At 67.8% G+C, this 23,032-nt stretch carries 18 protein-coding genes; 6 read left to right on the top strand and 12 right to left on the bottom strand.

The genetic code is table 11. The annotated features are described in order from the left end of the window. The first annotated feature begins 49 nt into the window (after nt 1–49). From ACFOWZ_RS06085 to ACFOWZ_RS06095, 3 genes are all read left to right on the top strand, one after another. A complete protein-coding gene (locus tag ACFOWZ_RS06085; RefSeq protein ID WP_382369996.1) occupies nt 50–1,006 on the top strand; it encodes a LacI family DNA-binding transcriptional regulator in 957 nt (318 codons plus the stop codon). A 72-nt stretch (nt 1,007–1,078) separates the two neighbouring features. Beyond that, entirely contained in the window at nt 1,079–2,215 is a 1,137-nt protein-coding gene (locus ACFOWZ_RS06090) for a glycoside hydrolase family 88/105 protein (protein WP_382369998.1), read from the top strand. Nucleotides 2,216–3,249: 1,034 nt separating this feature from the next. After that, nucleotides 3,250–4,575 carry an amino acid permease gene (locus ACFOWZ_RS06095; protein ID WP_382370000.1) on the top strand — a complete coding sequence of 442 codons (1,326 nt, stop codon included), beginning with the start codon at nt 3,250–3,252 and terminating at the stop codon, nt 4,573–4,575. On the opposite strand, the gene ACFOWZ_RS06100 is transcribed toward ACFOWZ_RS06095, so the two are convergent. Together ACFOWZ_RS06100 and ACFOWZ_RS06105 are read right to left on the bottom strand one after the other, a co-directional pair. Further along, nucleotides 4,529–6,520: an NPCBM/NEW2 domain-containing protein gene (locus tag ACFOWZ_RS06100; RefSeq protein WP_382370002.1), complete on the bottom strand. Its 1,992-nt coding sequence runs from the start codon at nt 6,518–6,520 to the stop codon at nt 4,529–4,531. The genes ACFOWZ_RS06095 and ACFOWZ_RS06100 overlap by 47 nt on opposite strands. Further along, nucleotides 6,517–9,312, bottom strand: a complete 2,796-nt coding sequence (locus ACFOWZ_RS06105) for a glycosyl hydrolase family 95 catalytic domain-containing protein (RefSeq protein WP_382370004.1) — start codon at nt 9,310–9,312, stop codon at nt 6,517–6,519. The genes ACFOWZ_RS06100 and ACFOWZ_RS06105 overlap by 4 nt, the downstream gene beginning before the upstream one ends. Before the next feature lie 161 nt (nt 9,313–9,473). Between ACFOWZ_RS06105 and ACFOWZ_RS06110 the strand changes: the two genes are divergently transcribed. Further along, nucleotides 9,474–10,652 (top strand): cytochrome P450, encoded by a 1,179-nt coding sequence (locus tag ACFOWZ_RS06110; RefSeq protein ID WP_382370006.1) that lies wholly within the window; start codon nt 9,474–9,476, stop codon nt 10,650–10,652. A 100-nt stretch (nt 10,653–10,752) separates the two neighbouring features. Here ACFOWZ_RS06110 and ACFOWZ_RS06115 read toward each other — a convergent pair whose 3' ends face one another. The 3 genes from ACFOWZ_RS06115 to ACFOWZ_RS06125 all read right to left on the bottom strand — a co-directional run bounded on the left by ACFOWZ_RS06115 (nt 10,753) and on the right by ACFOWZ_RS06125 (nt 12,087). Then, entirely contained in the window at nt 10,753–11,010 is a 258-nt protein-coding gene (locus tag ACFOWZ_RS06115; RefSeq protein WP_030473285.1) for a helix-turn-helix domain-containing protein, read from the bottom strand. Nucleotides 11,011–11,303: 293 nt separating this feature from the next. Continuing rightward, on the bottom strand, nt 11,304–11,930 hold the full coding sequence (locus ACFOWZ_RS06120) for a UdgX family uracil-DNA binding protein (RefSeq protein WP_382370009.1): 627 nt from the start codon (nt 11,928–11,930) through the stop codon (nt 11,304–11,306). Next, the gene (locus tag ACFOWZ_RS06125; RefSeq protein WP_030473283.1) at nt 11,908–12,087 is read right to left on the bottom strand and encodes a CsbD family protein; all 180 of its coding nucleotides are present in this window, start codon (nt 12,085–12,087) and stop codon (nt 11,908–11,910) included. Before ACFOWZ_RS06125 ends, ACFOWZ_RS06120 begins: the two co-directional genes overlap by 23 nt. 218 nt (nt 12,088–12,305) lie before the next feature. On the opposite strand from ACFOWZ_RS06125, the gene ACFOWZ_RS06130 reads away from it, so the two are divergent. After that, the gene (locus ACFOWZ_RS06130; RefSeq protein WP_382370011.1) at nt 12,306–12,650 is read left to right on the top strand and encodes an ANTAR domain-containing protein; all 345 of its coding nucleotides are present in this window, start codon (nt 12,306–12,308) and stop codon (nt 12,648–12,650) included. Here the strand turns inward: ACFOWZ_RS06130 and treZ are convergent. The 7 genes from treZ to ACFOWZ_RS06165 all read right to left on the bottom strand — a co-directional run bounded on the left by treZ (nt 12,569) and on the right by ACFOWZ_RS06165 (nt 22,488). Continuing rightward, the gene (gene treZ, locus ACFOWZ_RS06135; RefSeq protein WP_382370013.1) at nt 12,569–14,251 is read right to left on the bottom strand and encodes a malto-oligosyltrehalose trehalohydrolase; all 1,683 of its coding nucleotides are present in this window, start codon (nt 14,249–14,251) and stop codon (nt 12,569–12,571) included. The two genes, ACFOWZ_RS06130 and treZ, sit on opposite strands and share 82 nt — an antisense overlap. Continuing rightward, on the bottom strand, nt 14,252–16,354 hold the full coding sequence (gene treY / locus ACFOWZ_RS06140) for a malto-oligosyltrehalose synthase (RefSeq protein ID WP_382370015.1): 2,103 nt from the start codon (nt 16,352–16,354) through the stop codon (nt 14,252–14,254). It abuts the gene before it with no gap. Continuing rightward, nucleotides 16,354–18,459, bottom strand: coding sequence for a glycogen debranching protein GlgX (gene glgX / locus ACFOWZ_RS06145; protein ID WP_382370017.1), 2,106 nt, complete (start codon nt 18,457–18,459; stop codon nt 16,354–16,356). Before glgX ends, treY begins: the two co-directional genes overlap by 1 nt. 362 nt (nt 18,460–18,821) lie before the next feature. Continuing rightward, nucleotides 18,822–19,124 (bottom strand): hypothetical protein, encoded by a 303-nt coding sequence (locus ACFOWZ_RS06150; RefSeq protein WP_030473278.1) that lies wholly within the window; start codon nt 19,122–19,124, stop codon nt 18,822–18,824. A 93-nt stretch (nt 19,125–19,217) separates the two neighbouring features. Next, nucleotides 19,218–21,032, bottom strand: coding sequence for a 4-alpha-glucanotransferase (locus ACFOWZ_RS06155; RefSeq protein ID WP_382370019.1), 1,815 nt, complete (start codon nt 21,030–21,032; stop codon nt 19,218–19,220). A 105-nt stretch (nt 21,033–21,137) separates the two neighbouring features. Next, complete coding sequence (locus ACFOWZ_RS06160; RefSeq protein ID WP_382370021.1) at nt 21,138–21,563, bottom strand: RidA family protein; 426 nt, start codon at nt 21,561–21,563, stop codon at nt 21,138–21,140. 4 nt (nt 21,564–21,567) lie between these two features. Further along, nucleotides 21,568–22,488 (bottom strand): LacI family DNA-binding transcriptional regulator, encoded by a 921-nt coding sequence (locus tag ACFOWZ_RS06165; protein ID WP_382370119.1) that lies wholly within the window; start codon nt 22,486–22,488, stop codon nt 21,568–21,570. A 33-nt stretch (nt 22,489–22,521) separates the two neighbouring features. On the opposite strand from ACFOWZ_RS06165, the gene ACFOWZ_RS06170 reads away from it, so the two are divergent. Then, nucleotides 22,522–22,971 carry a peroxiredoxin gene (locus ACFOWZ_RS06170; protein WP_382370023.1) on the top strand — a complete coding sequence of 150 codons (450 nt, stop codon included), beginning with the start codon at nt 22,522–22,524 and terminating at the stop codon, nt 22,969–22,971. Nucleotides 22,972–23,032 lie beyond the last annotated feature (61 nt).

The raw sequence follows: 23,032 nt of genomic DNA on the forward strand, positions 1-23,032 counted from the left end.
CTCATCCGATGAATGGGTCAGGGCGGACCTGGGCTGAGATGATTCACGAGTGGCCGTCACCATCAGGGATGTCGCTCGCCAGGCTCAGGTCTCCGTCTCCACGGTCTCGCGCGCGCTGAGTGCGCCGGGCCTGGTGAAGGAGACGACCAGACAACGCGTGCTGGACGTCGTGGCAGGCCTCGGCTACCAGCCGAACCGAGCCGCGAGGAGCCTGATCACCGGCCGCACCGGCAACCTCGGCATCGTGGTGCCCGACCTCGAAAACCCCTTCTACCCGGCAGTCCTGCGCGGCGTGCAGACACGGGCAGGTGAGGCGGGCACCTCGGTCTTCTTCTGCGACAGCAGGGAAGGCCCGGAAACCGAGGCGGAACTGGTCCGCACGATGGCGGCTCAGGTGGACGGCGTGGTCCTCTGCTCCCCACTCCAGTCCGACGAGGTGATCGCCGAACTCGCGGACCTCACCCCACTGGTCCTCATCAACCGCACGGTCCCAGGCGTCTCGTCCGTCCTGATGGACAGCGGCTCCGGCATGGACCAGATCATCACGCACCTGGAGTCCTTGGGCCACAAGGACTACGTCTACCTGGGCGGCCCAGCGACAGCGTGGTCGCACCAGCGCAGACTCCAGGGCCTCCGCGACCGAGCCCCGATGCTGGGCCCGTTCGAACCGAACTTCACCGGCGGCCTCACCGCCGCCCAAGAAGCCCTGAAAACCGGCGCCACGGCGTTCATCGCCTACAACGACCTCATGGCCCTGGGCGTCCTGAGCCACCTGGCAGAGCAGAACATCAAGGTCCCGGCCCAGATCAGCGTGACGGGCTTCGACAACATCATCTACGCCGCCATGTGCTCCCCAGCCCTCACGACAGTCGCCATGCCAACAGAAGAGGCCGGCAAGGTCGCCGTGGACCTCCTGGCCGCCCGCCTGGAAGGCGCACCGCCGGAGTCCCGCGAACTCCCGACAAAGCTCGTGATCCGTGCAAGCACCAGAAACATCCGATGTTAGCTTGACAGAGGTCCAGACCAAGCGGAATGCTCGTCCTGCCTCCGCCGCCCAAGGCACCAGGAGGAGCACGCAATGAGGACAGCACGCTTCCTAGGCGTCATCGCCATCTCCCTGACGCTGATGGCCCCGGCAACCGCCACCGCGGCCCCACCCCCGTCAGACTGGTCAAGAGCCGTAGTCGACTCGACCATGAAACGCTTCACCCCCGACAAGCTCGGCGGCTGGGGCTACACCCGAGGCCTCTACCTCTACGGCCAGTACCTCGTCTACAAGCGCACAGGCGAGAAGAAGTACCTCGACTACATCAAGGCCTGGGTGGACCGCTTCGTCAAGGCGGACGGCACCATCGACAACAGCTTCAACAACCTCGACGCCATGCGCTCCGCCACCCTCTTCATCCTCCTGCACCAGGAAACGGGCCAGCAGAAGTACAAGAAGGCGGCCGACAAGCTCCGCGCCCGCTTCACCACCTACCCCCGCACCTCGGACGGCGGCATGTTCCACGCCACCAGCAAGGTGGGCCAACTCTGGGCAGACGGCGTCTACATGGCGCAACCCTTCATCGCCATGTACGCCAAGGCCTACAACCAGCCCTACGGCTACGACGAAGCCGTCCGCAACATGAAGGCCTACTTCACCCACCTGAAATCAGACGACGGCCTCCTCTGGCACGCCTACGACGCCGACGGCTCGGAATCCTGGGCCAAGAACCCGGGCAAGCACTCGGCAGAACACTGGGCCCGAGCCATCGGCTGGTTCGGCATGACCGCCGTGGACCTCCTGGAGATCCTCCCCAGCGACCACACCGGCAGGGCGGACCTCATCGCGATCGTCAAACACCTCGCCACGGGCTACACGCGCTACCAGGACGCCGCGACGGGCCGCTGGTGCCAGATCGTCGACAAGTGCTCGAACTCCAAGAACTGGACCGAGACCTCGGCCTCGTCGATGTACACCTTCATGCTCTCCCGGGCAGTAGAGCGCGGCTACATCGACGCGTCCTACAAACCGGTGGCAGCCAAGGGCTACCAGGGAGTCCTGGCCAAGGCGTCGATCGGCACGGACGGCCTGACCAACATCAAGGACATCTCCGAGGGCACCAACGTCGGCAACGCCGACTACTACTACGCCCGCCCGCGAAACACGAACGACTTCCACGGCCTGGGCGCATTTCTCATCATGAACGAACAACTGGCACGAGCAAGTTAGTCACTCCAGCCGCGAGGGAGCCCACCGGCTCCCTCGCGCGGCCGAGGAGCGCTCTAGTCGTAACCGCGAACGTGGCCATCCTCGTCCGCGAGAATGTCGTGGCGGTCCATGTCCGGCTCCTTCCGTGGAGGTGGCTGACCTCACAAACCTAGAGCGTCTCCGACGTCCTGTGGAGTGAATTTCCGTCGCAACCGGGCGAGCCACAGGTAACCCAATGGGTTCATGGAGTCATCCCATAACACTGCGGAAATCCCTGGTTTCCAAGGCCGAGGCCGAAGGGCCGGGACCAACCCACCCGAACCTCACGCCTGCGCACCGGCACGCACGTACGCAACAAGACACCTACGGAAACGAAACAGGAAGCCGCCAACGCCCCAGGGGACGACCCGCGGACCGCACGCCGAGCGGAGATCCATCACCTGGTCTCGGTAACCGCCCTCAAAGCCGCCACCACAGCCGAGAACGGAGGCAGGAACGGCCTCTCCCCGGAGAACTCCTGAGACGAGTCCAACCACCCCACCCCACCACGGTCTGTCCGGGAAGGCGGCAGCGGCACCAAGGTCCCCAGTCGATGGGTCAACGCCCCGCGCGCCCGCAACCGAATCAGATTCACCTGCGAAGCCTCATCAGCGGAAGACGTGAGAAACATCCACCGCCCAGAGCCCTCAAATCCCCCAGCGCCCCCGGGCAACACCACCACAGGCCCACCCAGCATCCGCAACCCGAGGTAGGTCCGCACCTCCGCCCCGACCCCACCCGCCATCTCCACAGCGGACACCTGATGATCAGTGGTCAGCAAAACGCGATTCTCAGATCGCAGAACCAGCCATCCCCACTCCGAATAACGCTCCACCGCACCACAGAGCGTCTCGAGTGACGGCAACACTCCTTCAGGCGAGCTCACAGATCTCACCCTCACTCTCACCGAACCAAGTCCAAGTGGCGTTGTAACTCCGATCACACGATTTGACTCTGCCCCGCCATCAACTCACTATCGGCCAGCCAAAGGCACACTCGAACGAGGCTGGAGCCGCGTGACCCACCTACACCCCCGACACGTCACCATGATCGCTCTGGGCGGCGTGATCGGCGCCGGTCTCTTCGTAGGAACAGGCGCGGGCATTGCCCTCGCAGGCCCAGCAGTCCTGATCTCCTTCACAGCAGCCGGCCTGCTGGCCCTCCTCATCATGCGCATGCTCGGCGAGATGACGGCCGAACACCCGAGCGGCGGCGCCTTCTCAGTACACGCCGAAAAGGCGATCGGCCCGTGGGCAGGCTTCACGGTCGGCTGGCTCTACTGGTCGGCAGTAGGCGTGGTCCTGGCAGTAGAAGCCACCGCAGCAGCCAAAATCGCAGCAGGCTGGATCCCGGCAGTCCCGCAATGGACCTGGGTCCTGATCTTCATGTCAGTCCTCACCGGAGTGAACCTCACCAACGTCCGCAACTTCGGCGAGTTCGAGTTCTGGTTCGCCGGCCTCAAAATCGCCGCCATCGTCCTCTTCCTGGCACTCGGCGCGGCAGCGATCGCGGGGGTGTTCCCCGGAATCGAATCCCCAGGTGTCACCAACCTCGAGGACTTCCTGCCGAACGGCTGGTCCGGAGTGCTGGCCGGCTTCATGACCGTGGTGTTCGCGTTCGGCGGCCTCGAAGTGGTCACGATCGCCGCAGCCGACGCCGAAGACCCGAAGCAGGCCATCAAGAAGGCAGTCCGCACGTCCATCACGCGCCTGCTCGTCTTCTACCTCGGCTCGATGGCCGTGGTCGTGACCCTGTTGCCGTGGAACGACTCCCAGGTCGGCGCCAGCCCGTACGTCGCAGTCCTCGACCGCCTCGGCATCCCCGCGGCCGGCCAGATCATGAACGTCGTCATCTTCGTGGCACTTCTCAGCGCCATCAACGCCACCCTCTACGGCGCCGCCCGCGTGCTCTGCTCCCTCGCCGAACGCGGCGAGGCGCCGAAAGCCCTGCTGGACAAGACGAACGGCGTCCCGCGCAACGCCGTGCTCGCGTCGGCCGCGTTCGGGTTCTTCTCCGTGGTCCTCAACTACCTGTGGCCGGACACGGTCTTCCTCGTGCTTCTCAACGCCGTCGGCTCGGTCATTCTGGTCGTGTGGGGGTTCATCGCGATCTCCCAGATCCGCCTGCGCCGCACCACTAACAACCCGGTGGTGCGGATGTGGGGCTACCCGTACCTGTCCTGGCTGGCGTTCGCCGCCATCGTCGCGATCATGCTGCTGATGCTGAGCGACGAGCAGGCCCGCGTCCAGATCCTGTCCACGGGCGTGCTCGTCGCCGTCGTCACCGCGGTCGCGCTCAGCAGGTCAGCTTCGCGCCGGCGAAGTCTCCGCGGTCGTACCTGACGCCGTCACCGCTGTCGTTGACGACCAGGCGCAGGAACTTGGCGCCGGTCAACGAACCCGTCAGCGTCACCGCGTCGTCCTTCCACGTGCGCAGCCCGCTGTCGGCGACCTTCGTGCCGTCCGCCCAGACCTCGAAGATCGCCGAACCCTGCTGGTTCACGTCGCGTTCGTCGTCGATGCCGACGTCGGACGAGAACGAGGTGCAGCGCCCGCCGACGTAGAGGATCAGCTCGGCGTTGGCGTGCGCGCCGAGTCCCTTCTCGTACGTCTTGCCGTTGATGGTCAACGTCTTTCCGTCGCCACCGACGTAGCCGCCGTTCGACCTGTCGCGCTCGACCGGGCCGTAACCACTGCGTTCGGTCGTGAAAACAACATCACTGGCCCACAACGAAGCCCCGGACGGCGGCGCGACCGGCACCAGCACAGAAGCATCAACCGGCCTGGCAAGGCGTCCGTGCCCCACCCATGTGACTCCCAGCGAGCCGTTCAACACGTGCGCACCCGGAGCCACTCCAGCAGGTGGCGTGACCCGCCACTTCCCTTGCACCGACTGCGAAGTCAGCAGAACGGGCGCGTGTTCCGACGAGAGCTGCTCGACCTTCCACCCCGCCGGCGCAGTCAAGGTCACGGCCGCGTTGAGGACGGGGATCGGCGCCTGGTTGGTCGCCGTCACGGTCGCCACGAACGGCTCACCGGCCGGCGTGATCGTGCTCGGAATGCCGGGAATCTGCGCGGCGACGTCCAGCGAGGTGTCCAAAGCGGGCTCGTACCGGTACCAGTCCTGTGAGGCCTTCACCCGGAAGATCGCGGTGCCGTGCGGCGGCAGCGCGGCCGAGATCTTGCCCGCCGACTGGAAGTTCCGGTGCTGGTCGAGGTCCCGCACGGTGTAGCCGATGCTGCGCGGCAGTCCGATCTCCCGGGCCGTGGTCGAGATGGTCGCGTTCACCTCTGACTCGTTGAACAGCGCCACCGCCTTGTCGCCGTTCGCCAACGGCTTGACGAACACCCACTGCCCGTCCTTCTGGGAGATCACCTTGCCCTGAACGCCGAGCTTGTCCTGGTTGATCGCGATGATCTCCTTGTTGCGCAGGATCTCCAGGTGCTCCTGCGAGATCTTGCGCAGGTCCGCGCCGATCAGCAGTGGAGCCGCCATGATCGACCACAGCGCGAAGTGGCTCTTGTACTCGGTCGTGGTCTGCCGGCCGTTGCCGACCTCCAGCATGTCGGGGTCGTTCCAGTGCCCCGGCCCGGCGTAGGCGTCCAATGGCGCGTTCAGCTTGAGGATCTCGACGGTCTTCGACCAGGTGTCGTTGATGTCGCCGGTGGTGCGCCAGAGGTGGCCGACGCCCTTGCCCCACTCCCACGGCTTGTTCTGGCCCCACTCGCAGATCGAGTAGACGATCGGCCGCCCGGTCTTCTTCAGCGCGTCCCGCATCTTCGTGTAGCGCTCCAGAGCGGGACGGCCCTGGTTGTTGCAGTTGTCGTACTTGAGGTAGTCGACGCCCCAGTCCGCGAACGTCTGCGCGTCGATCTCCTCGTGGTCCAGCGCCCCAGGCATCGTCTTGGCACACGTCTGCGTGCCCGCGCTGGTGTAGATGCCGAACTTCAGTCCGCGGGCGTGCACGTAGTCCGCGAGTGCCTTCATACCGCTCGGGAACCGGGTCGGGTGGTTGCGCAACCGGCCCGTGGCGGGGTCACGAGTGGCGTCGGCCCAGCAGTCGTCGACGTTGACGTACTGGTACCCCGCCTCCTTGAGCCCTTTGGTCACGAAGATGTCCGCCATGTCGCGGATCATCTGCTCGTTGATGTCGCAGCCGGTGGTGTTCCAGTTGTTGAACCCCATCGGCGGTGTGAGCGCCAACGACGGGTCTGCGGCGATGGCAGGTGACGCGGGTACGACCACGGACGCTGCGACGAGCGCCAGCGCGGTGAGCAGTGATCTCACTTCGGCTTCTCCAAGGTGATCGCGAAGACGTGCAGGCGCGGCCCGCCCGTCCTGGGCAAGGTGACGGCGGAGAGCTCCTTCGCGGCGTCCAGGTCGACCACCTGGTGGAAGATCGACACCTGCTTGGCGACCGGACCGGCGGGGGTGTGCATCAACGTCGTGGCAACGGGTTCCGACTCGCCGAACTGCGGGCGCTGCTGCCACGCCGTCACCCGGAACCTCACCGGGACCGGGCCGTCGGCGTACCCCAGCGCGCCGTCCGCCTCGACGTTGCCGGTGTCGGCGGCGGCGAGCAGGTGCAGCTTCACGTACCTGCCGGCCGGGACGGCGAGCGTCTGGCCGCCGGCGATCACGTTGTTCTTGCTCGCCTCGTCGCCGTTGTGGAACTCGAACAGGACGCCGTCGTCGGTGACCGAACCGGTCTGCGGCAGCTGGGCGGCCGGGTAGGTGTTGCCCAGGCCGTCGAAGTCGCCGTCACGGCTGGTGAACTCGTTGGACAGACCGTCGTTGTCGAGCGCGGCGCCGAGGTCCACGGGCACCGCGCTGCCACCGGGCGGCAACGCGGGCAGGCCCCAGCGCCTGGCGGGTTCGGTGATCCGGACCGGCGCGATGGTGAAGTCCCGCTCGCCCCTCGCGTGGATCAGGGCTTCCTGACCGCGCCCGAGCCCGAGCTCGACCACGCCGTCCCGCACGCTCCACCGGGAACATCCCCTGACGGTCAGCGGGCCTTCGATGCCCGTGCGGACGCGGCACGGCTGACCTGCTTCGCTGCGGACCCGCACGAACCGCGTCCTGCCACCCCGCCTGACCGCGCTGACCAGGAACGCGCCCTCGGTGCGGGTGTCGTGGATCGTGACGTCCTGCCAGGCGGCCGGCACCGCGGGGAAGATCCGGATCAGCCCTCCCCAGCTCTGGATCAGCATGTCCTGCAACGACTTCGCGGCGGACAAGGGAGTCTCGATCACCGGGCCCGCCTCGAAGTACATCGTGTTGGGCTGGGCGAACCTGGCCACGAACTCGCGCAGGTACCTCAGCGCGTCGTCGCCGCGGGTCATCTGGGCGGCGATCGAGGCCGCGCCGGTGAAGGTGAAGCCGCGCAACGACCCCTCGAAGCTCAGCCAGTGCCGCAGCGACCGTTCGATGAGGTCGCGGCTCTCGGGCTGCTCCCAGTTCACCTCGTGCAACGGGTACACCGCGAGCAGGTGCGAGTAGTGCCGGTGCGACTTCGCGAACGGCACCCCGGCGCCGATCATGAACCCGCCCGCGTCCACCGGGTGGTCGACGAGCTGGTCGAGCACCTCCCGCCACCTCGCCGCCAACGGGTCGTCGATCTTCAGGATCTTCGCCGACTCGATCAGGGTGCGGCAGGACCACCGCAGCAGCGCGAGGTCGAAGTTGCAGTCCGGCGCGACGCCGTACTCGGGCGAGTAGGTCGGCAGCAGGTGCAGCTTGCCGTCGTTGCCCTTGCGCAGGAAGTGCAGGTAGTAGTTGGTGGACCGGCGCAGCACCGGGAAGACGGTGTCGCGCAGGATCCGTTCGTCCATGGTGTGCCGGTAGCTCAGCCAAGCGTTGTGCAGCAGCCACGGCAGGTTCCCGATCTCCGGGTCCGGCGAGGGGTGCAGCGGCGAGCCGACGAACCCGGCGTCGGAGAAGGTCGGATCTGTGCTGCGCCGCAACCCCATCGAGTCCGCGCGGAACTCCGGCCGCAACGCGTCGACGAGGATCTGCTGGTTCTGGGAGATCGTGCGCGGGATCGGGTCCAGTTCGAGGTGGTTCGACGCGTGCACGGGCCAGTACTCGAGCTGTGCGTTGAGGTTGAACCACACCGACGGCCACGGTGTCGGCTCCAGCCACGGCCCGGTCGTCGGCATGATCGGTGCTTCGGCCCGTGCGCCGGACGCGAGTTTGTACAGCTGGATCCAGTAGAAGCTCTGCATCAACGCGTCCGGCACGGACACGAAGCTCTTGCGGTAGAAGCGATGCCACCACCGCTGGTGCTCGGATCGCAGCGCCGGGGACGCCTTGGCGATCGTGTCCTCGACCGTCGCCTCCGCGGTGCGTTCCGGGAACGAGTGGTCGACCGACAGCAGGAACTCCGTGCGGCCGTGGGACTTCCGCGTCCGATGTGCCGTGGCGGTCTGGCCGCCTGCGACCATCTCCTGGGTGACGAGCGTGATCCCGTTCTCGGTTCGGGTGACGGGCTTGGGGTTGGGCTGCAACGCGGCGGGCGGTGGTTCACGGATCGTGCGCGGACTCACCGCGTCGAGTGCCTGGAACTCCAGCCTGAAAGCGGCTTCACCGGCAGAAGGACGAACTTCCAGGTGCAGCAACGACTTCTCGGCGTGCACGAACATCCTGATGGCGAGTTCACCCCGGTCCGTGATGATCTTGCCGCGCAGCTCTGCGTTCCAGAGCTCGAGCCGCAGGTCGACGCCGGTGAGCTTGCCGACCGGAGTCAGCTGCAGCCGCCCGACCGGCAACCGCGCCACACCCCACTCGTTGCCGTACTGGGGCCGGTGGTCCTGCACCTCCGCGTGGTCGACGGTGAACCGGACCGCGTTCGCTCCGGGCTCCCGGTAGACAGCGGTGGCGAGGAAACCGTTGCCCAGGAACGGACCCTCGTACCAGGCACGTGGAATTCGCTGCCACACCAGGTCCTGCTCGCCGAGGAACCTCTCCCAGTCGATCCTCGTCGTGCCGTCCGGGTCCGCGTTCGCACCAGTCACCGGCAACGCCGTGAGCGCCGCCCCAGCCACAACCCCACCGAGCAGTCCGCGCCGCGACAGATCCACAGAACACCTTTCAGGTCCGCGGCGGCGGCAACCAAAGATCGGAGGTGTACCTCAGGTCGCAGCGTAGGACCGCAGTCAAATGCGGTCAAGCCCAGTCAAGCCTCGGATGAAAGCGTTTACCGGCCCTATGATGCAGGCGCCGCGAACCCTGGAGGATGCTCATGATTGCGCGTTCCTACCCGTTCGGTCCGGTGGACGGGCTCGAGATCGACCCGACGTACGGCAGGCTGCGTGACGACGAACCGCTGGCCCGCGTCCAACTCCCCCACGGCGAGGAGGGATGGCTGCTCACCAGGTACGACGACGTCCGCGTGGCGCTCAGCGATCCGAGGTTCAGCCTCGCGCAGGCCGCCGTGCGCGACACGCCCCGGATGGGGCCGCAGCGCATGGGCGCCATCCTCACCGACCTCGACCCGCCGGAGCACACCAGACTGCGCCGGTTGCTCGCCCACGCGTTCACCATGCGCCGCGTCGAGCAGCTTCGAACGAACGCCGAAAGGCTCGCCTCGCGGCTGCTGGACGACGTCGAGAAGGCCGGGCCACCGGCCGACCTGCTCACCGCGTACGCGATTCCGTTGCCAGGACTGATGATCTGCGACCTGCTCGGCGTGCCGTACGCCGACCGCGACCACTTCCAGGACCTCGCCGCCGCGTTCATGTCGGTCACGGCGATGACCGACGACGAGAAGATCGCGCGACTGGGAGAGCTCGCCGGCTACCTCGCCGGGCTCGCCGATCAACGCCGCGAGCACCAAAAAGACGACCTGATCAGCGCTCTGGTCGTAGCGCAGGAGGACGGTGACCGGCTCACCGCCGAGGAACTGGTGCAGCTCACGGTGCTGCTGCTGGGCGCCGGGTACGACTCGACCGCCTGCCACATCGTCAACTCGGTGTACACGCTCCTGCAGTTCCCCGACCAGGCCGCACTGCTGCGCTCCCGCCCCGAACTGATGCCCGCCGCCGTCGAGGAACTGCTGCGCTGGATTCCCGCCCAGGAGATCTCCGACATCCTGCCCCGGTACGCGCTGGAGGACGTGGAGCTCAGCAGCGGCACCGTGCGCGCGGGCCAGCCGGTGCTGCTCGCCAAGCACGCCGCCAACCGTGATCCACGCCAGTTCCCCGACCCCGACCGGTTCGACGTGACGCGCAACGCCAAGGGGCACCTGACGTTCGGGCACGGACCGCACCACTGCATAGGCGCGCAGCTGGCGCGGATGGACCTCCAGGTGGCGTTGACGGCGATTCTCGGCCGTTTTCCGGACCTGCGCCTGGCTGGTGACGTCGAATGGCGAACCGGCATGGCCATGCGCGGACCGCTAGCTCTGCCGGTCACTTGGTGACGGTGCGCTGACCTCGTCATTCAACCGGGACACGACCGAAAAAGGGAGGTAAGAGGTTTAGATAACTCGTCCGAGCGAATACACCACGATCGTGTGAGCCCTAGGCTGATCGGCTCTGCGGGGCCAGCAGCTCGTTGATGGCGTCCAGCGAAATGCCGAGTGCGCCGGCGAGTGCGGCGATGGTGAAGAACGACGGCGTGGGGGCACGACCCGTCTCGATCTTGCGCACGGTCTCGGCGGACAACCCGGCGCGAGCCGCGATCTCGACCATGCTCTCCTCGCCGCGGGCGTCCCGCAGCAACTGCCCGAGCCGCCTGCCGCGCTCCCGTTCCAGCGACGTCAGTGGGATGCGCACCATGCCTGTGGATTCTACGCGAAACAGGCAAGTCAAGCTCTCGGCGAAACTCCGTTGCGAGCCCTGCCGATCACGACATAGGTTTCGTCGTACACAAGAGAGGAGGTGGTCCAAAGTTGTATAGCTACAGGACTCGTGAGGTGGCTGTCCGCTAGGACCGCCCTCGGTGACGCCGCAGGGCTGATGTCACAGCCAAACCCAGGCAGCCACCCGACCCCCGGATTTCGAGCGCTGGTCCCGCTCGGCCTGCTCGCGCAGGAGTCGTCCGGGGGTTGTCCCGTTCTACGGGGTTTTGTTCACAGTGCTTTCTTCAAGGCCTTGAGGTCCCTGACGAACTCGTCGTAAGCCTCGTCACGGTTCTCGGCCCGCAGCACCGCCGACGGGTGCACGGTCACCCCGACCCGCAGCCCGTCCTGCTCCAGCACCTCACCGCGGTGCGTGGTCAGCGTGAACGACGCTCCCAGCAACGCCTTCGCCGCCACGGCCCCCAGCACGACCACCAGCCGGGGCTGCACGACCCGGATCTCCTCGCGCAGCCACGGGAAGCACGCCACCACCTCGCCCCGCCGAGGCTGCTGGTGAATCCTGCGCTTGCCGCGTTCGGTGAACTTGAAGTGCTTCACCGCGTTCGTCAGGTACGCCTGCGACCTGTCGATCCCGGCCGCGGCCAACGCCTTGTCCAGCAACCGCCCGGCCGGCCCCACGAACACGTGCCCCTCGACGTCCTCGCGGTCGCCGGGCTGCTCCCCCACCATCATGAGCCGCGCCGGCACCGGTCCCTCGCCGAACACCGTCTGTGACGCGTCCTTGTAGAGGTCACACCCGCGGCAGCCGCACGAGGCAGAACGCAACGCCGCCCAGTCCGCCCCTTCCGGGACGTACTGGGCGGCGTCGGCTGACTTACTTGTCCGAGCGGAAGGCATCCTTGACCTTCTCGCCCGCCTGCTTGATGTCGGCCTTGGCGCGCTCGGCGCGGCCCTCGGCCTGCCACTGCTCGTTGTCCGTGGCGTCGCCGACAGCTTCCTTGGCGCGGCCCTTCATCTCTTCAGCCTTGTTGCTGAACTTGTCGTCGGCACCCATGGATCAGGCTCCTTCAGTGTCGGTCAGCTACGTGGACTGGTTACCCGGCGAGCACCGTCCGAAACAGTTGATAAGGTGATCACTCGCGGTTGAGAACCCAGCCGCAAGCCGATGTGACGGCTTGCTCTGGGTGTGCCCGCCCTTCGCAAGACAGCTCCAGAGCACCGTCGTCACACCGGCATGCCGCTGTGAGCATGACGACGCGAAAGGAGCCGGCGGTGTCGTCCGCGAGAATCACCGCCCTCGAGGCCGAGGTGGCAGGGCTGCGCAAAGCCCTGGTGTCCCGGACCGTCATCGGGCAGGCCACGGGCCTGATCGCCGCACGTAAACCCTGCACACCCCAGCAGGCGTTCCAGCTGCTGGTGCACATGTCGCAGCACCACAACATCAAGCTGCACGTCGCCGCCGACCGGCTGGTCGCGGCGTTCGTGCGCGCTCACCTCGGACGGCCGGTCAACCTGGCCGACCAGGTGCTGTGGGATCACGTCGACGCGACGACCGCGAACGACTCGGGTGACAGCGACGAAGGGTTCGCCGAGGAGGTCAGCACCACGTCCCCCTGAGGCAGCGGGACGGGGGTCGTGCCGAGGTTGACCACCACGCGGGTGCTCCCGCGGTGCAGCACGAAGCACGCCCCGTCCTGTTCCACCACGAACCTGTTCAACCGCGGGTCGGCCAGCTCCGGGCGGGAGCGGCGCAACGCGATGAGCGCCTTGTAGGTCTTGAGCACCGTCGCGTGGTCACCTTCGGTCAGTTCGTCCCACTCGAGCCGCGAGTTCTCGACCGTCTGCGGTGACATCGGGTCCGGTACGTCGGATTCGCCCCAGCCGTGCCTCGCGAACTCGCGCCGCCTGCCCGTCCGGACGGCTTCGGCCAGCTCCGGGTCCGGGAACGACGCGAAGAACTGCCACGGCGTGGAAGCCGCCCACTCCTCCCCCATGAAGATCATGGGCGTGTAGGGCGAGGTGAGCACGATCGCCGCCGCGCACAACAACTTCCCGGTCGACACGCTCGCCGGCAGCCGGTCCCCTGCGGCGCGGTTGCCGATCTGGTCGTGGTTCTGCGTGTACGCCAGGAACCTGTGACCGGGGATCAACGCCGTGTCGACCGGCTTGCCGTGGTGCTTCTCCCGGAACGACGACCACGTGCCCGCGTGGAAGAACACCTTCTCCAGCGTGTTCTTCAGCGCACCAGGTGCCGCGAAGTCCTCGTAGTAGCCGAACGTCTCACCGGTCAGCGCCACGTGCAGGCAGTGGTGCAGGTCGTCGGACCACTGCGCGTGCAGGCCCTGTCCGCCGCCTTCGCGCGCCGTCACGAGCCTGGCGTCGTTCAGGTCCGACTCGGCGATCAACGTCAGCGGGCGCCCCACCGAGGCGGAGAGCGCGTCCACCTCGACGGAAAGCTCTTCCAGCACGTGCACCGCCCGGCGGTCGGCCAGCGCGTGCACGGCGTCGAGCCGCAACCCGTCGACGTGGAAGTCCCGCAGCCACTGCAGCGCGTTGTCGATGACGTACCGGCGCACCTCGTCGGAGTTCGCCCCGTCGAGGTTCAGCCCCGGCCCCCAGTCGTTGCGACCGGCGAAGTACGGCCCGAACCTGTCGAGGTACGCGCCGGACGGCCCCAGGTGGTTGTAGACCACGTCGAGCAGCACGGCGAGGCCCTTGGCGTGGCAGGCGTCCACGAACCGCTTGAAGCCGTCCGGCCCGCCGTACGGCTCGTGCACGGCACCCCACAGGACGCCGTCGTAGCCCCAGCCCTCGACGCCGTCGAAGCTGTTGACCGGCATGACCTCGACGAACGTGATGCCGAGGTCGACCAGGTGGTCGAGCTTGCCGATGGCCGCGTCGAACGTGCCCTCCGGCGTGAACGTGCCGATGTGCAGCTCGTAGATCACCCCGCCTGGCAACGCGCGCCCGGTCCAGCCGCCGTCCGTCCACTCGAACTCGTGGGTGTACACGCGAGACGCCTCGTGCACCCCGTTCGGCTGCCACAGCGACCGCGGATCCGGATACGCCTTGCCCTCGATGACGAACGCGTAGTCCGTCCCCGCAGGCGAGTCGGCGTCGGAGTGCCACCAGTCGCCTTCGCGCTTCATCTCGTGGTCGAAGCCGTCGACACGCACGTGCACCGACTCCGGCGACGGCGCCCACACCGCATAGCTCACTCAATCCCCCTGCACGAGCAGTGCCACCGGATACGTGTCGAGCAACGACGCCAGGGCCTCGGTCGCCGGCCGCCCGGTGAGCACGTCCGTCCACCCCGGACTCTTCGGCAACGGCAGAACCGTGTCCTGCCAGCCCTTCTGCGCCAGCGTCACGGGCAGCCGCGTGGCCACCGTGATCACGCCGGACCGTTCGAACGCGAGCACGTGCTCCGCGGCAGGACCTTCCGCCCGCAACGCCCGATAGCCGTGCAGGCCTCGCTTGCGCACGTGCAGTGCCTTCTGCACGACGAGGAGCTTGGCCGCGCCGGAGTCGTCGACCTCCGGCAGCCAGCCGGACTCGATGCGCTCCAGCAGGTCCCTGCGCACGGCGTAGTCGACGGGCCGGCGGTTGTCCGGGTCGACGAGCGAGAAGTCCCACAGCTCGGTGCCCTGGTACACGTCCGGCACACCCGGCGCGGTGAGCTGGACCAGCTTCTGCCCCAACGAGTTCGACCAGCCGGGCACCTTGATCCGTTCGACGAACGCGGCGACCTCGGGCTCGTTCAGCACCTTCTCCGGCCAGGCGGCCACCTCGGCGTCGAACTCGGCGTTGCGGTCGACCCAGGACGTCTTGATCTTCGCCTCGCGGGAGGCCTTCTCCAGGTACTGCCCCAGCCGGTCCTCGGTGATCGGGAACGCGCCGACGAGCGACTGCCACGCCAGGCGGTTCAGCGACGGTTCGGAGAGGCCGTGCCTCGCGGACATCTCCGCCTCGAACGCCAGGTACTCGTCCGGCATCTCCGCCAGCACCGCGAGGCGGGCCCGCACGTCCTCCGACCGCTTGGTGTCGTGCGTGGACAGCGCCGTCATCGCGACCGGTTCCGCGGCTTCACGGGTCGCCGCGCGCTGGTGGAACTCGCTCACCGGCATGCCGAAGCGGTCCGGCGAGCCTCCGACCTCGTTCAACGCCACGAAGTTCGTGTACCGGTAGAACGCGGTGTCCTCGGTGCCCTTCGCGACGACCATGCCGGACGTCTGCTGGATCCGCGTCGCCAGCTCACCGTGCGGATCGGCGCGGACCTGCTCGTCCAGTGCCCGCACGGCGGGCGAGCGGCTCAGCTCGACCGCGGTCTCCCAGTGCTGCGAGCCTTCCGGCAGGTACGAGCGGTACACCGGGAAGTTGACCATCACCTCGGCGACGGCCTGGCACGCGTCCTCGAACGGCACGCCCTGCACGAGGCCCGCGATCCGGCGCACCTCGGCGACCAGGATCGAGTCCGCGACCTGTTGCCGCGACGCGTGCTCGACCTCGTGGAAGCCGCCGCCGAAGGACTCGGTGGGGGCGATGAACACGCCGCAGACCTCGCGCAACGCGTCGTAACCCGTCGTGCCGTCGACCGGCCAGCTCTGCGGCAGCGTCTCGTCCGGGCCGAGGATCTTCTCCACGACCAGCCAGCCGTCGAAGTGCTCGCGCAGCCGCCGGAAGTAGCCACCGGGGTCGGCCAGGCCGTCCGGGTGGTCGACCCGCAGACCCGTGACGCCCCACGACAGCACCTCGCGGTGGGTCGCCTCGAACACCTCGGGATCCTCGACGCGCACCGCCGCGAGCTCGGTGATGTCGAAGAACCGCCGGTAGTTGAGCTCGGTGTTGCCGCGCCGCCAGTTCGCCTTCAGGTAGTGCTCGTGGACCTCGTCCTCGGCGTCCTCCGCCAGCACCGGCAGCAGGACCTTGCCCGACGACCAGTCGATGTCGAAGTACCGCGCGTACTCGGAGGCCTGCCCGCGTTCGAGGACGTCCTCCCACCACGGGTTCGGCACCACCATGTGGTTCGGCACGATGTCGACGACCAGGCCGAGGCCGAGCTCGTCCAGCCGCTCCTGAAGGGCTCGCCGGCCTTCGTCACCGCCCAGCTCCGGCCGCGCGCGGGTCGGGTCCACGACGTCGTAGCCGTGCGTGGACCCTTCGCGCGCGTCGAGCATCGGTGAGGCGTACAGCGCGCCGATGCCCAGGCGTGCCAGGTAGTCCGCGACGCCGGCGGCGTCGGCGAACGTGAAGGACGGGGTGAACTGGATGCGGTACGTGGACGACGGTGCTTTCTTCTGGGCTCGCTTCCGGGCAGCCATCAGCCCACCCGCTGCAGCACGACGAGCGACCGCGCCGTCAGGTTCAGCTGCCCGCCCGCGACGATCGGCTTCTCCCCGTTGCCGACGTGCCCGGTCGTGGTGTCGATCACCACGGTCCACTCCGGACCGTACTCGGCCTCGGGCAGCGTCACCTCGATGTCCTCGTGGTGGGCGTTGAACGCCATCAGGAACGAGTCGTCGACCACCCGCATGCCGCGCGAGTCGAGGTCCGGAATGCCCTCACCGTTGAGGAAGATGACAACGCACTTGCCGAAGTCGTCCTCCCAGTTCTGCTCGGTCATCTCCTCGCCGGCCGGGGTGAACCACGCGATGTCGCGCAGCTCCTCGCCCTTGCGGATCGGCCGGCCCGCGAAGAACCGCTTGCGCCGGAACACCGGGTGCGCCTTGCGGAACCTGGCGAGCGCCCCGGTGAACTCCACCAGCTCGGCGTTGCTCTCCAGCAGCGACCAGTCGACCCAGGAGACCTCGTTGTCCTGGCAGTACGCGTTGTTGTTGCCGTGCTGCGTGCGCCCGAACTCGTCGCCGTGCAGGATCATCGGCACGCCCTGCGACAACAGCATCGTCGCCATCAGGTTCCGCCGCTGCCGTGCCCGCAGCTCGACGACCTCCTCGTCGTCGGTCGGGCCCTCGACACCGCAGTTCCAGGACCGGTTGTGGCTCTCGCCGTCCTGGTTGTCCTCGCCGTTCGCCTCGTTGTGCTTCTCGTTGTACGACACCAGGTCGTTGAGCGTGAAGCCGTCGTGCGCCGTCACGAAGTTGATCGACGCGTACGGCCTGCGCCCGTCGTCCTGGTAGAGGTCGCTGCTGCCGGTGATGCGCGACGCGAACTCGCCGAGCGTCGCGTGCTCGCCGCGCCAGAAGTCGCGGACCGTGTCGCGGAACTTGCCGTTCCACTCCGTCCACAGCGGAGGGAAGTTGCCGACCTGGTAGCCACCGGGGCCGACGTCCCACGGTTCGGCGATCAGCTTGACCTGCGACACCACCGGGTCCTGCTGCACGACTTCGAAGAACGTCGCCAGCCTGTCCACGTCGTAGAACTCGCGCGCCAGCGTCGCGGCGAGGTCGAAGCGGAAGCCGTCGACGTGCATCTCGGTGACCCAGTAACGCAACGAGTCCATGATGAGCTGCAACGTGTGTGGCGTCCGCACGTTCAGCGAGTTACCGGTGCCGGTGTAGTCCATGTAGAACTTCGGGTCGTCCTCGACCAGCCGGTAGTACGCCTCGTTGTCGATGCCGCGCATCGACAACGTCGGCCCGAGGTGGTTGCCCTCCGCCGTGTGGTTGTAGACGACGTCGAGGATGACCTCGATGCCCGCCTGGTGCAGGGCCCTGACCATGCCCTTGAACTCCTGCACCTGGTTGAGCGGCATCGCGGCGTAGCCGTCGTGCGGCGCGAAGAACCCGATCGTGTTGTAGCCCCAGTAGTTGCTGAGCCTGCGCTCGGCCAGCGTGTGATCGCTGATGAACTGGTGCACCGGCATGAGCTCGACCGCCGTGACCCCGAGCTTGATCAGGTGGTCGATCATCACCGGGTGCGCGAGGCCGGCGTAGGTCCCGCGCAGCCGCGGCGGGATCTCCTGGTGGTCGATCGTGAGACCGCGGACGTGCGCCTCGTAGATGACGGACTCGTTGTACGGCGTCCTGGGGTACCTGTCGTTCGTCCAGTCGAAGAACGGGTTCACCACCACGCTCTTCGGCACGTGCGGCGCCGAGTCGGTGTCGTTGCGCTCGTCCGGCGCGCCGAACTTGTACCCGTACAGCGCCTCGTCCCACGACAGGCCGTTCGAGATGGCCTTGGCGTACGGATCGATCAGCAGCTTGTTCGGGTTGCAGCGCAGGCCCCTGGCGGGGTCGTGCGGACCGTGCACGCGGTACCCGTACCGCTGCCCGGGCCCGACACCCAGCAGGTAGCCGTGGTGGACGAAACCGTCCACCTCCGGCAGCCGCACGCGGGTCTCGGTGCCGTCGTCGTCGAACAGGCAGAGCTCGACGTACTCGGCGACTTCGGAGAACAGGGCGAAATTGGTGCCAACGCCGTCGTAGCCGGCGCCAAGCGGGTAGGGCCTTCCAGGCCAGGGTCGCACGATGCTCCTCACAGATGAGCGGCTACCGACATGACCGTATCCGACGGCTGCCGGGCGGGCATCCAACCGGCGGCCGCGACCAGACGACTACCCCGCCGTCGCGTGTTGTACGCCAGTTGCCGCATGCCGGGTTCGACGCGGGGGCCGCCGGTGGTGAACCGGCGCCCCGCCCACGACAGTGCGGTCTCGCCCTTCTCGGGCCTCTGATGAACCTGAACAGGCAGGCCTGGTGGTCGATCACACTCCGAACCCTACGAGCGGGCACCGACAGTTCCGGGCCCGCTACAGGAAGGTTCTCACGGGAGTGGGAGCGGCTTGAGTCGATCGTGTGATCGGTACCGTGCGGCGACTACCGGCTGCTGTCACGCCCTTTCGTGCGCCAGCACCAGCTGCCCACGTGCGGCCGTGAGCAAGGTGCGGGCTTCCTGGATCTCGCAGTACTTGAGGTGCTCACAAGCGGCCTCCGCGCACGCCAGCGCGTGCTGCAGGGCGATGTTGTCCTCCACGGGACCTGCGTCCCGCAGCGCGTCGCGGAGGGACTCTTCCGCACGCCGTGCCCCGACCACCGGGTCGCCGAGCGCGGCTGGTCTCACCGAAGCGAGGACCTGCTCGACGGCCAGTTCAAGCACGCCGGTTGGTGTCCGCGTGCTCACGGCTGAGCTCATCTGGTACGCCACCTCCAAAACGTTCGTCGTTCGCCGCCGGGTGACGGCCTCACAGTACTCCACAGGCGTGTGACCTGCCGTTACGTGGAAGTTTCATCTATTCCGGCCGCGCAGCGGACGGGTGATGTCGCGGACGCGGGGGAAGAAGTCCTCCAGCACCACGGGCAGCGGGATTCTCCAGTTCGGGTGCTCGTCGATCGTGCCCGGCACGTTGGGCTGCCGGGTTTCCCGCAGAGCGTCCTGAGGTGAAGTCAGGACCAACGCGCAGGGTGCCTGCGCGAGCAGTTCGTGGGCGCCCGCGACGCGGTCGCTCGCGTCGATGCCCTCCTGGCTCATGAGCTCGTCGAAGTCGGGGCCGTCGGGGCCCGCGAAGAACGTCGCCGCGGTCGGCAGGTCGTGCGTGGAGATGCTGGCCATCTGGTTCGGGTTCCACCGCGACGGCGGGATCAGCGGGTGGCCCTCGGCGTAGTAGTCGCGCTGGAAGTAGAGGACGGCGCTGGTCAGCATGCCGTTCTCCTGCAAGGTCTTCGTGACGACGGGCTCGACCGTGCCGAGGTCCTCGCCGACCACGACCGCACCGGCCCGGTACGCCTCCAGCGCCAGGATCCCGAGCATGGCGTCGGCGTCGTAGTGGACGTACGTGCCGCGCGACGGCGGCTCGCCCGGCGGGATCCACCACAGCCGCCAGAGCCCTGCGACGTGGTCGATCCGGATGCCGTCCGCGTGCTTGAGAACGCTGCGCAGCACCTGCCGGAACGGCCGGTAGCCGGACTCGGCGAGCTTGTCGGGACGCCACGGCGGCAGGCCCCAGCCCTGACCGTCCGCGCTGAACGCGTCCGGCGGGGCCCCGACCGTGACGTCGATGGCGAAGACCTCCGGGTCGGCGAACGTGTCCGCGCCGCCGGGGTCGACGCCCACGGGCAGGTCGTGGATGACGCCGACGGCCATGCCGGCCTCGTGCGCGGCCAGCCGGACGTCCTGCAGCTGCCGGGTGCACAGGTGCTGGAGCCAGGCGTGGAACGCGACGCGCTCCCGTGGCGGCTCCTCGCGGTCCGCGGGCCACGTGCGCCAGTCGCTGCCGTGGATCTCGGCCAGCGCGCAGTAGGTCGCGAACTTCTCCAGCTCGGCGTCCATCTCGACGTCGCCGCCGGGGAAGAGCAGCTCCAGCGCCTGCTTCTTCGCGTCCCAGATCGCGTCGTAGTCGATCAGGTCCTGGTTGGACGGCCGGAGGTCGCGGATGAGCTGCCGGGTGCGCGGGCAGGCCTGCAGGAACTCTGCGGTGTCCGTGATGCGCAGGTACAGCGGGTTCGCGAACCGGCGGCTCGTCGGCGAGTACGGCGAACGCTGCACCGGGTGCGTCAGGCTCGGCGCCTGCACCGGGTTGACCAGCACCACGCCGGCGTCCAGCTCGAGGCTCGACCGCCGGGCGATCGTGGCGAGGTCGGCGAAGTCGCCCATGCCCCACGAGTCCTTCGAGCGCGCGGCGTAGAGCTGCAGCATCCAGCCCCAGGTCTTCGGGACGTCGGGCAACGTCCTGGGCGCGACGGCGAGGGTGACGGTCTGGTCCGCGGTGACGACGCGGTGGTAGCCGAGCGGCAGCGAGTCCGGCAGGTGCCGCTCTGTCTCGAGAGTGGTGCCGTCCTCGAGCTCGACGGTGGCCGGCCCGTGGAGGTCGTACGTCTCGTACTCGCGGATGACGATCGTGGGCGGCAACGTCTCGGCCGCGCGCCGTTGCTCGACCGCGGCGAGCTCGCGGGCGACGGAGTCCTCAGTGGACGCGTCGACGCCGAACTGGGCGAGGACCTTCACGACGACCTCGATGTCGACCGCGACCTCTTGCTGGTCCGCGTTCTCGTACCGAGTGGCGACGCCCCAGGCGTCCGCCAGCCGCGCCACCAACTCCTCCACAGGTACAACCTATGTCACAGCTCGGTCCGCATTACCAGAGCAAATGGTCCCTGGTCACCCGAAGGGTGCAGGCCGGTTGGGACACACACTCTCCGGTGCATTCACTTAAACATCCGATGCTTCTCCGGGAATCGCCACGACGGCCTCGACCTCGACGAGAAATTCGCGTCCGAACAACGCCGCGACCTGAACCAGCGTGCTGGCTGGGTTGTGCACTTCTCCCAGCGCGGGTCGCAGAATCTCGTCCCGCACGTCACGAATGGTCTGCACCTCGGACGCGTCGAGGACGAACCAGGTGAACTTGATGACATCCGACCAGTCGGCGCCAAGGTTTTCGATCACGTGATGAAGATTGCTCAACGCCTGCCGCGTCTGGGCCGCGAGGTCGTCGACCCCGACCACGCAACCCCTGGCGTCGACGGCGACCTGGCCGGAGACGAACGCGATCTTCCCGCTGACCGTCACGGCGTGGGCGTAGCCGGGGGTGTCCGGCAGTGCGGGCAATGTGGTCAGGCGCTCTTCGGCGGGCATGCGTTCACCCTACGGCGCCGACCGGCCCGCTGGAGTTGCGCACGACCAGCCGCAACGGGTGCTCGGCCGGTTCGATCTCCCCGCCCCTGATCAGCGTGAACAGATCGGCGACGGCCCGCTCCCCGAGCTCCTTCGCCGCACCCTCCACCGCGGTCAGCCCCACCACGCGGGTCAGCTCCTGCCCGTCCAGCGACACGATCGACAGCTCGTCCGGCACGAGGCGCCCGTCCCGTTGCATGCGCAGGTAGATCCCCAGCGCCGCCGCTCCGTTCGAGCTGATCACGGCGGTGGGCAGGCGTTCGCCGTCGAGCAGCACGTCGACCACCTGCTCGCCGCCGTCGACGGTCGGCGAGCACCACACCGTCCACTCGGGACGAACGGTGAGGCCGGCGGCGACCAGGATCTCGTCGTAGGACTCGTCGATGCCGTCGGCGAGCACCAGCGCCACGTCGCGGTGCCCGAGCGCGAGCAGGTGCTCCACGGCGGTCTGCAGCGCGCGCCGCAGATCCGCGTCGTCGACCGTGAGGTGCGGGACCTCCAGGCTCTCCAGCGCCGCCCGTTCGGCCTCCGTCATGGACATCGACAGCAGCAGCACCCCGTCGACGCGGCGGCCCAATGGCAGCTCGTCGAAGAACTTCTCGCGCGCACCGGCGTCCGAGAGAACGTAGAGCAGCACGTCGTACCCGGCCTGCCGCAGCGCGCTCTCCGCCCCCGCCAGCACCGGACTGACCTCGGACGTCAGCACCGCGATGGCGTAGCGGCGCCCACCGGCCAAAGAGGAGGCGTCGCGCGCGATGGCGTACTTCATTCGCCGCGCGACGTCGCTGACGTGCTGCCTGGTCGCCTCGGACACGCCCGGTTCTCCCCGCAGGGCACGCGATACGGTCGCAGCGGACACCCCTGCCGCCTTGGCCACGTCGGACATGCTGGTCACGGCCCCGAGACTACTTGGAGATCCATGAAGCCCGGCGACCTCGCCCCCGACTTCTCCCTGCCCGACCAGGACGGCGTGGAGCGCAAGCTGTCCGAACTGCTCGAGAACGGCCCGGTCGTGCTGTTCTTCTACCCCGCCGCGATGACGGCCGGCTGCACGGCGCAGAGCTGCCACTTCCGCGACCTCGCCGCCGAGTTCGCCGAGGCGAAGGCGCAGCGGGTCGGCATCTCCACCGACGACGTGGCGAAGCAGAAGCAGTTCGCGGAGCTGAACAACTTCGACTACCCGCTGCTCTCCGACGTCGAGGGCGAGGTGGCGGAGCAGTTCGGCGTGAAGCGCCGGTTCGGGCCGATCCCGGTCAAGCGCCACACGTTCGTCATCGACGTCGACCGCAAGGTCATCGAGGTGATCAAGAGCGAGTTCTCGATGAACTCGCACGCCGACAAGGCGCTGGCGGCACTCAGGAACCGGTGATCGTCAGCACGCCGCAGGGCCCGGACGCCTAGCCCTCGGACGATCGTGTTTGGCGGGGAAA

This window comes from Lentzea rhizosphaerae (assembly GCF_042649515.1).
Taxonomy (GTDB): domain Bacteria; phylum Actinomycetota; class Actinomycetes; order Mycobacteriales; family Pseudonocardiaceae; genus Lentzea; species Lentzea aerocolonigenes.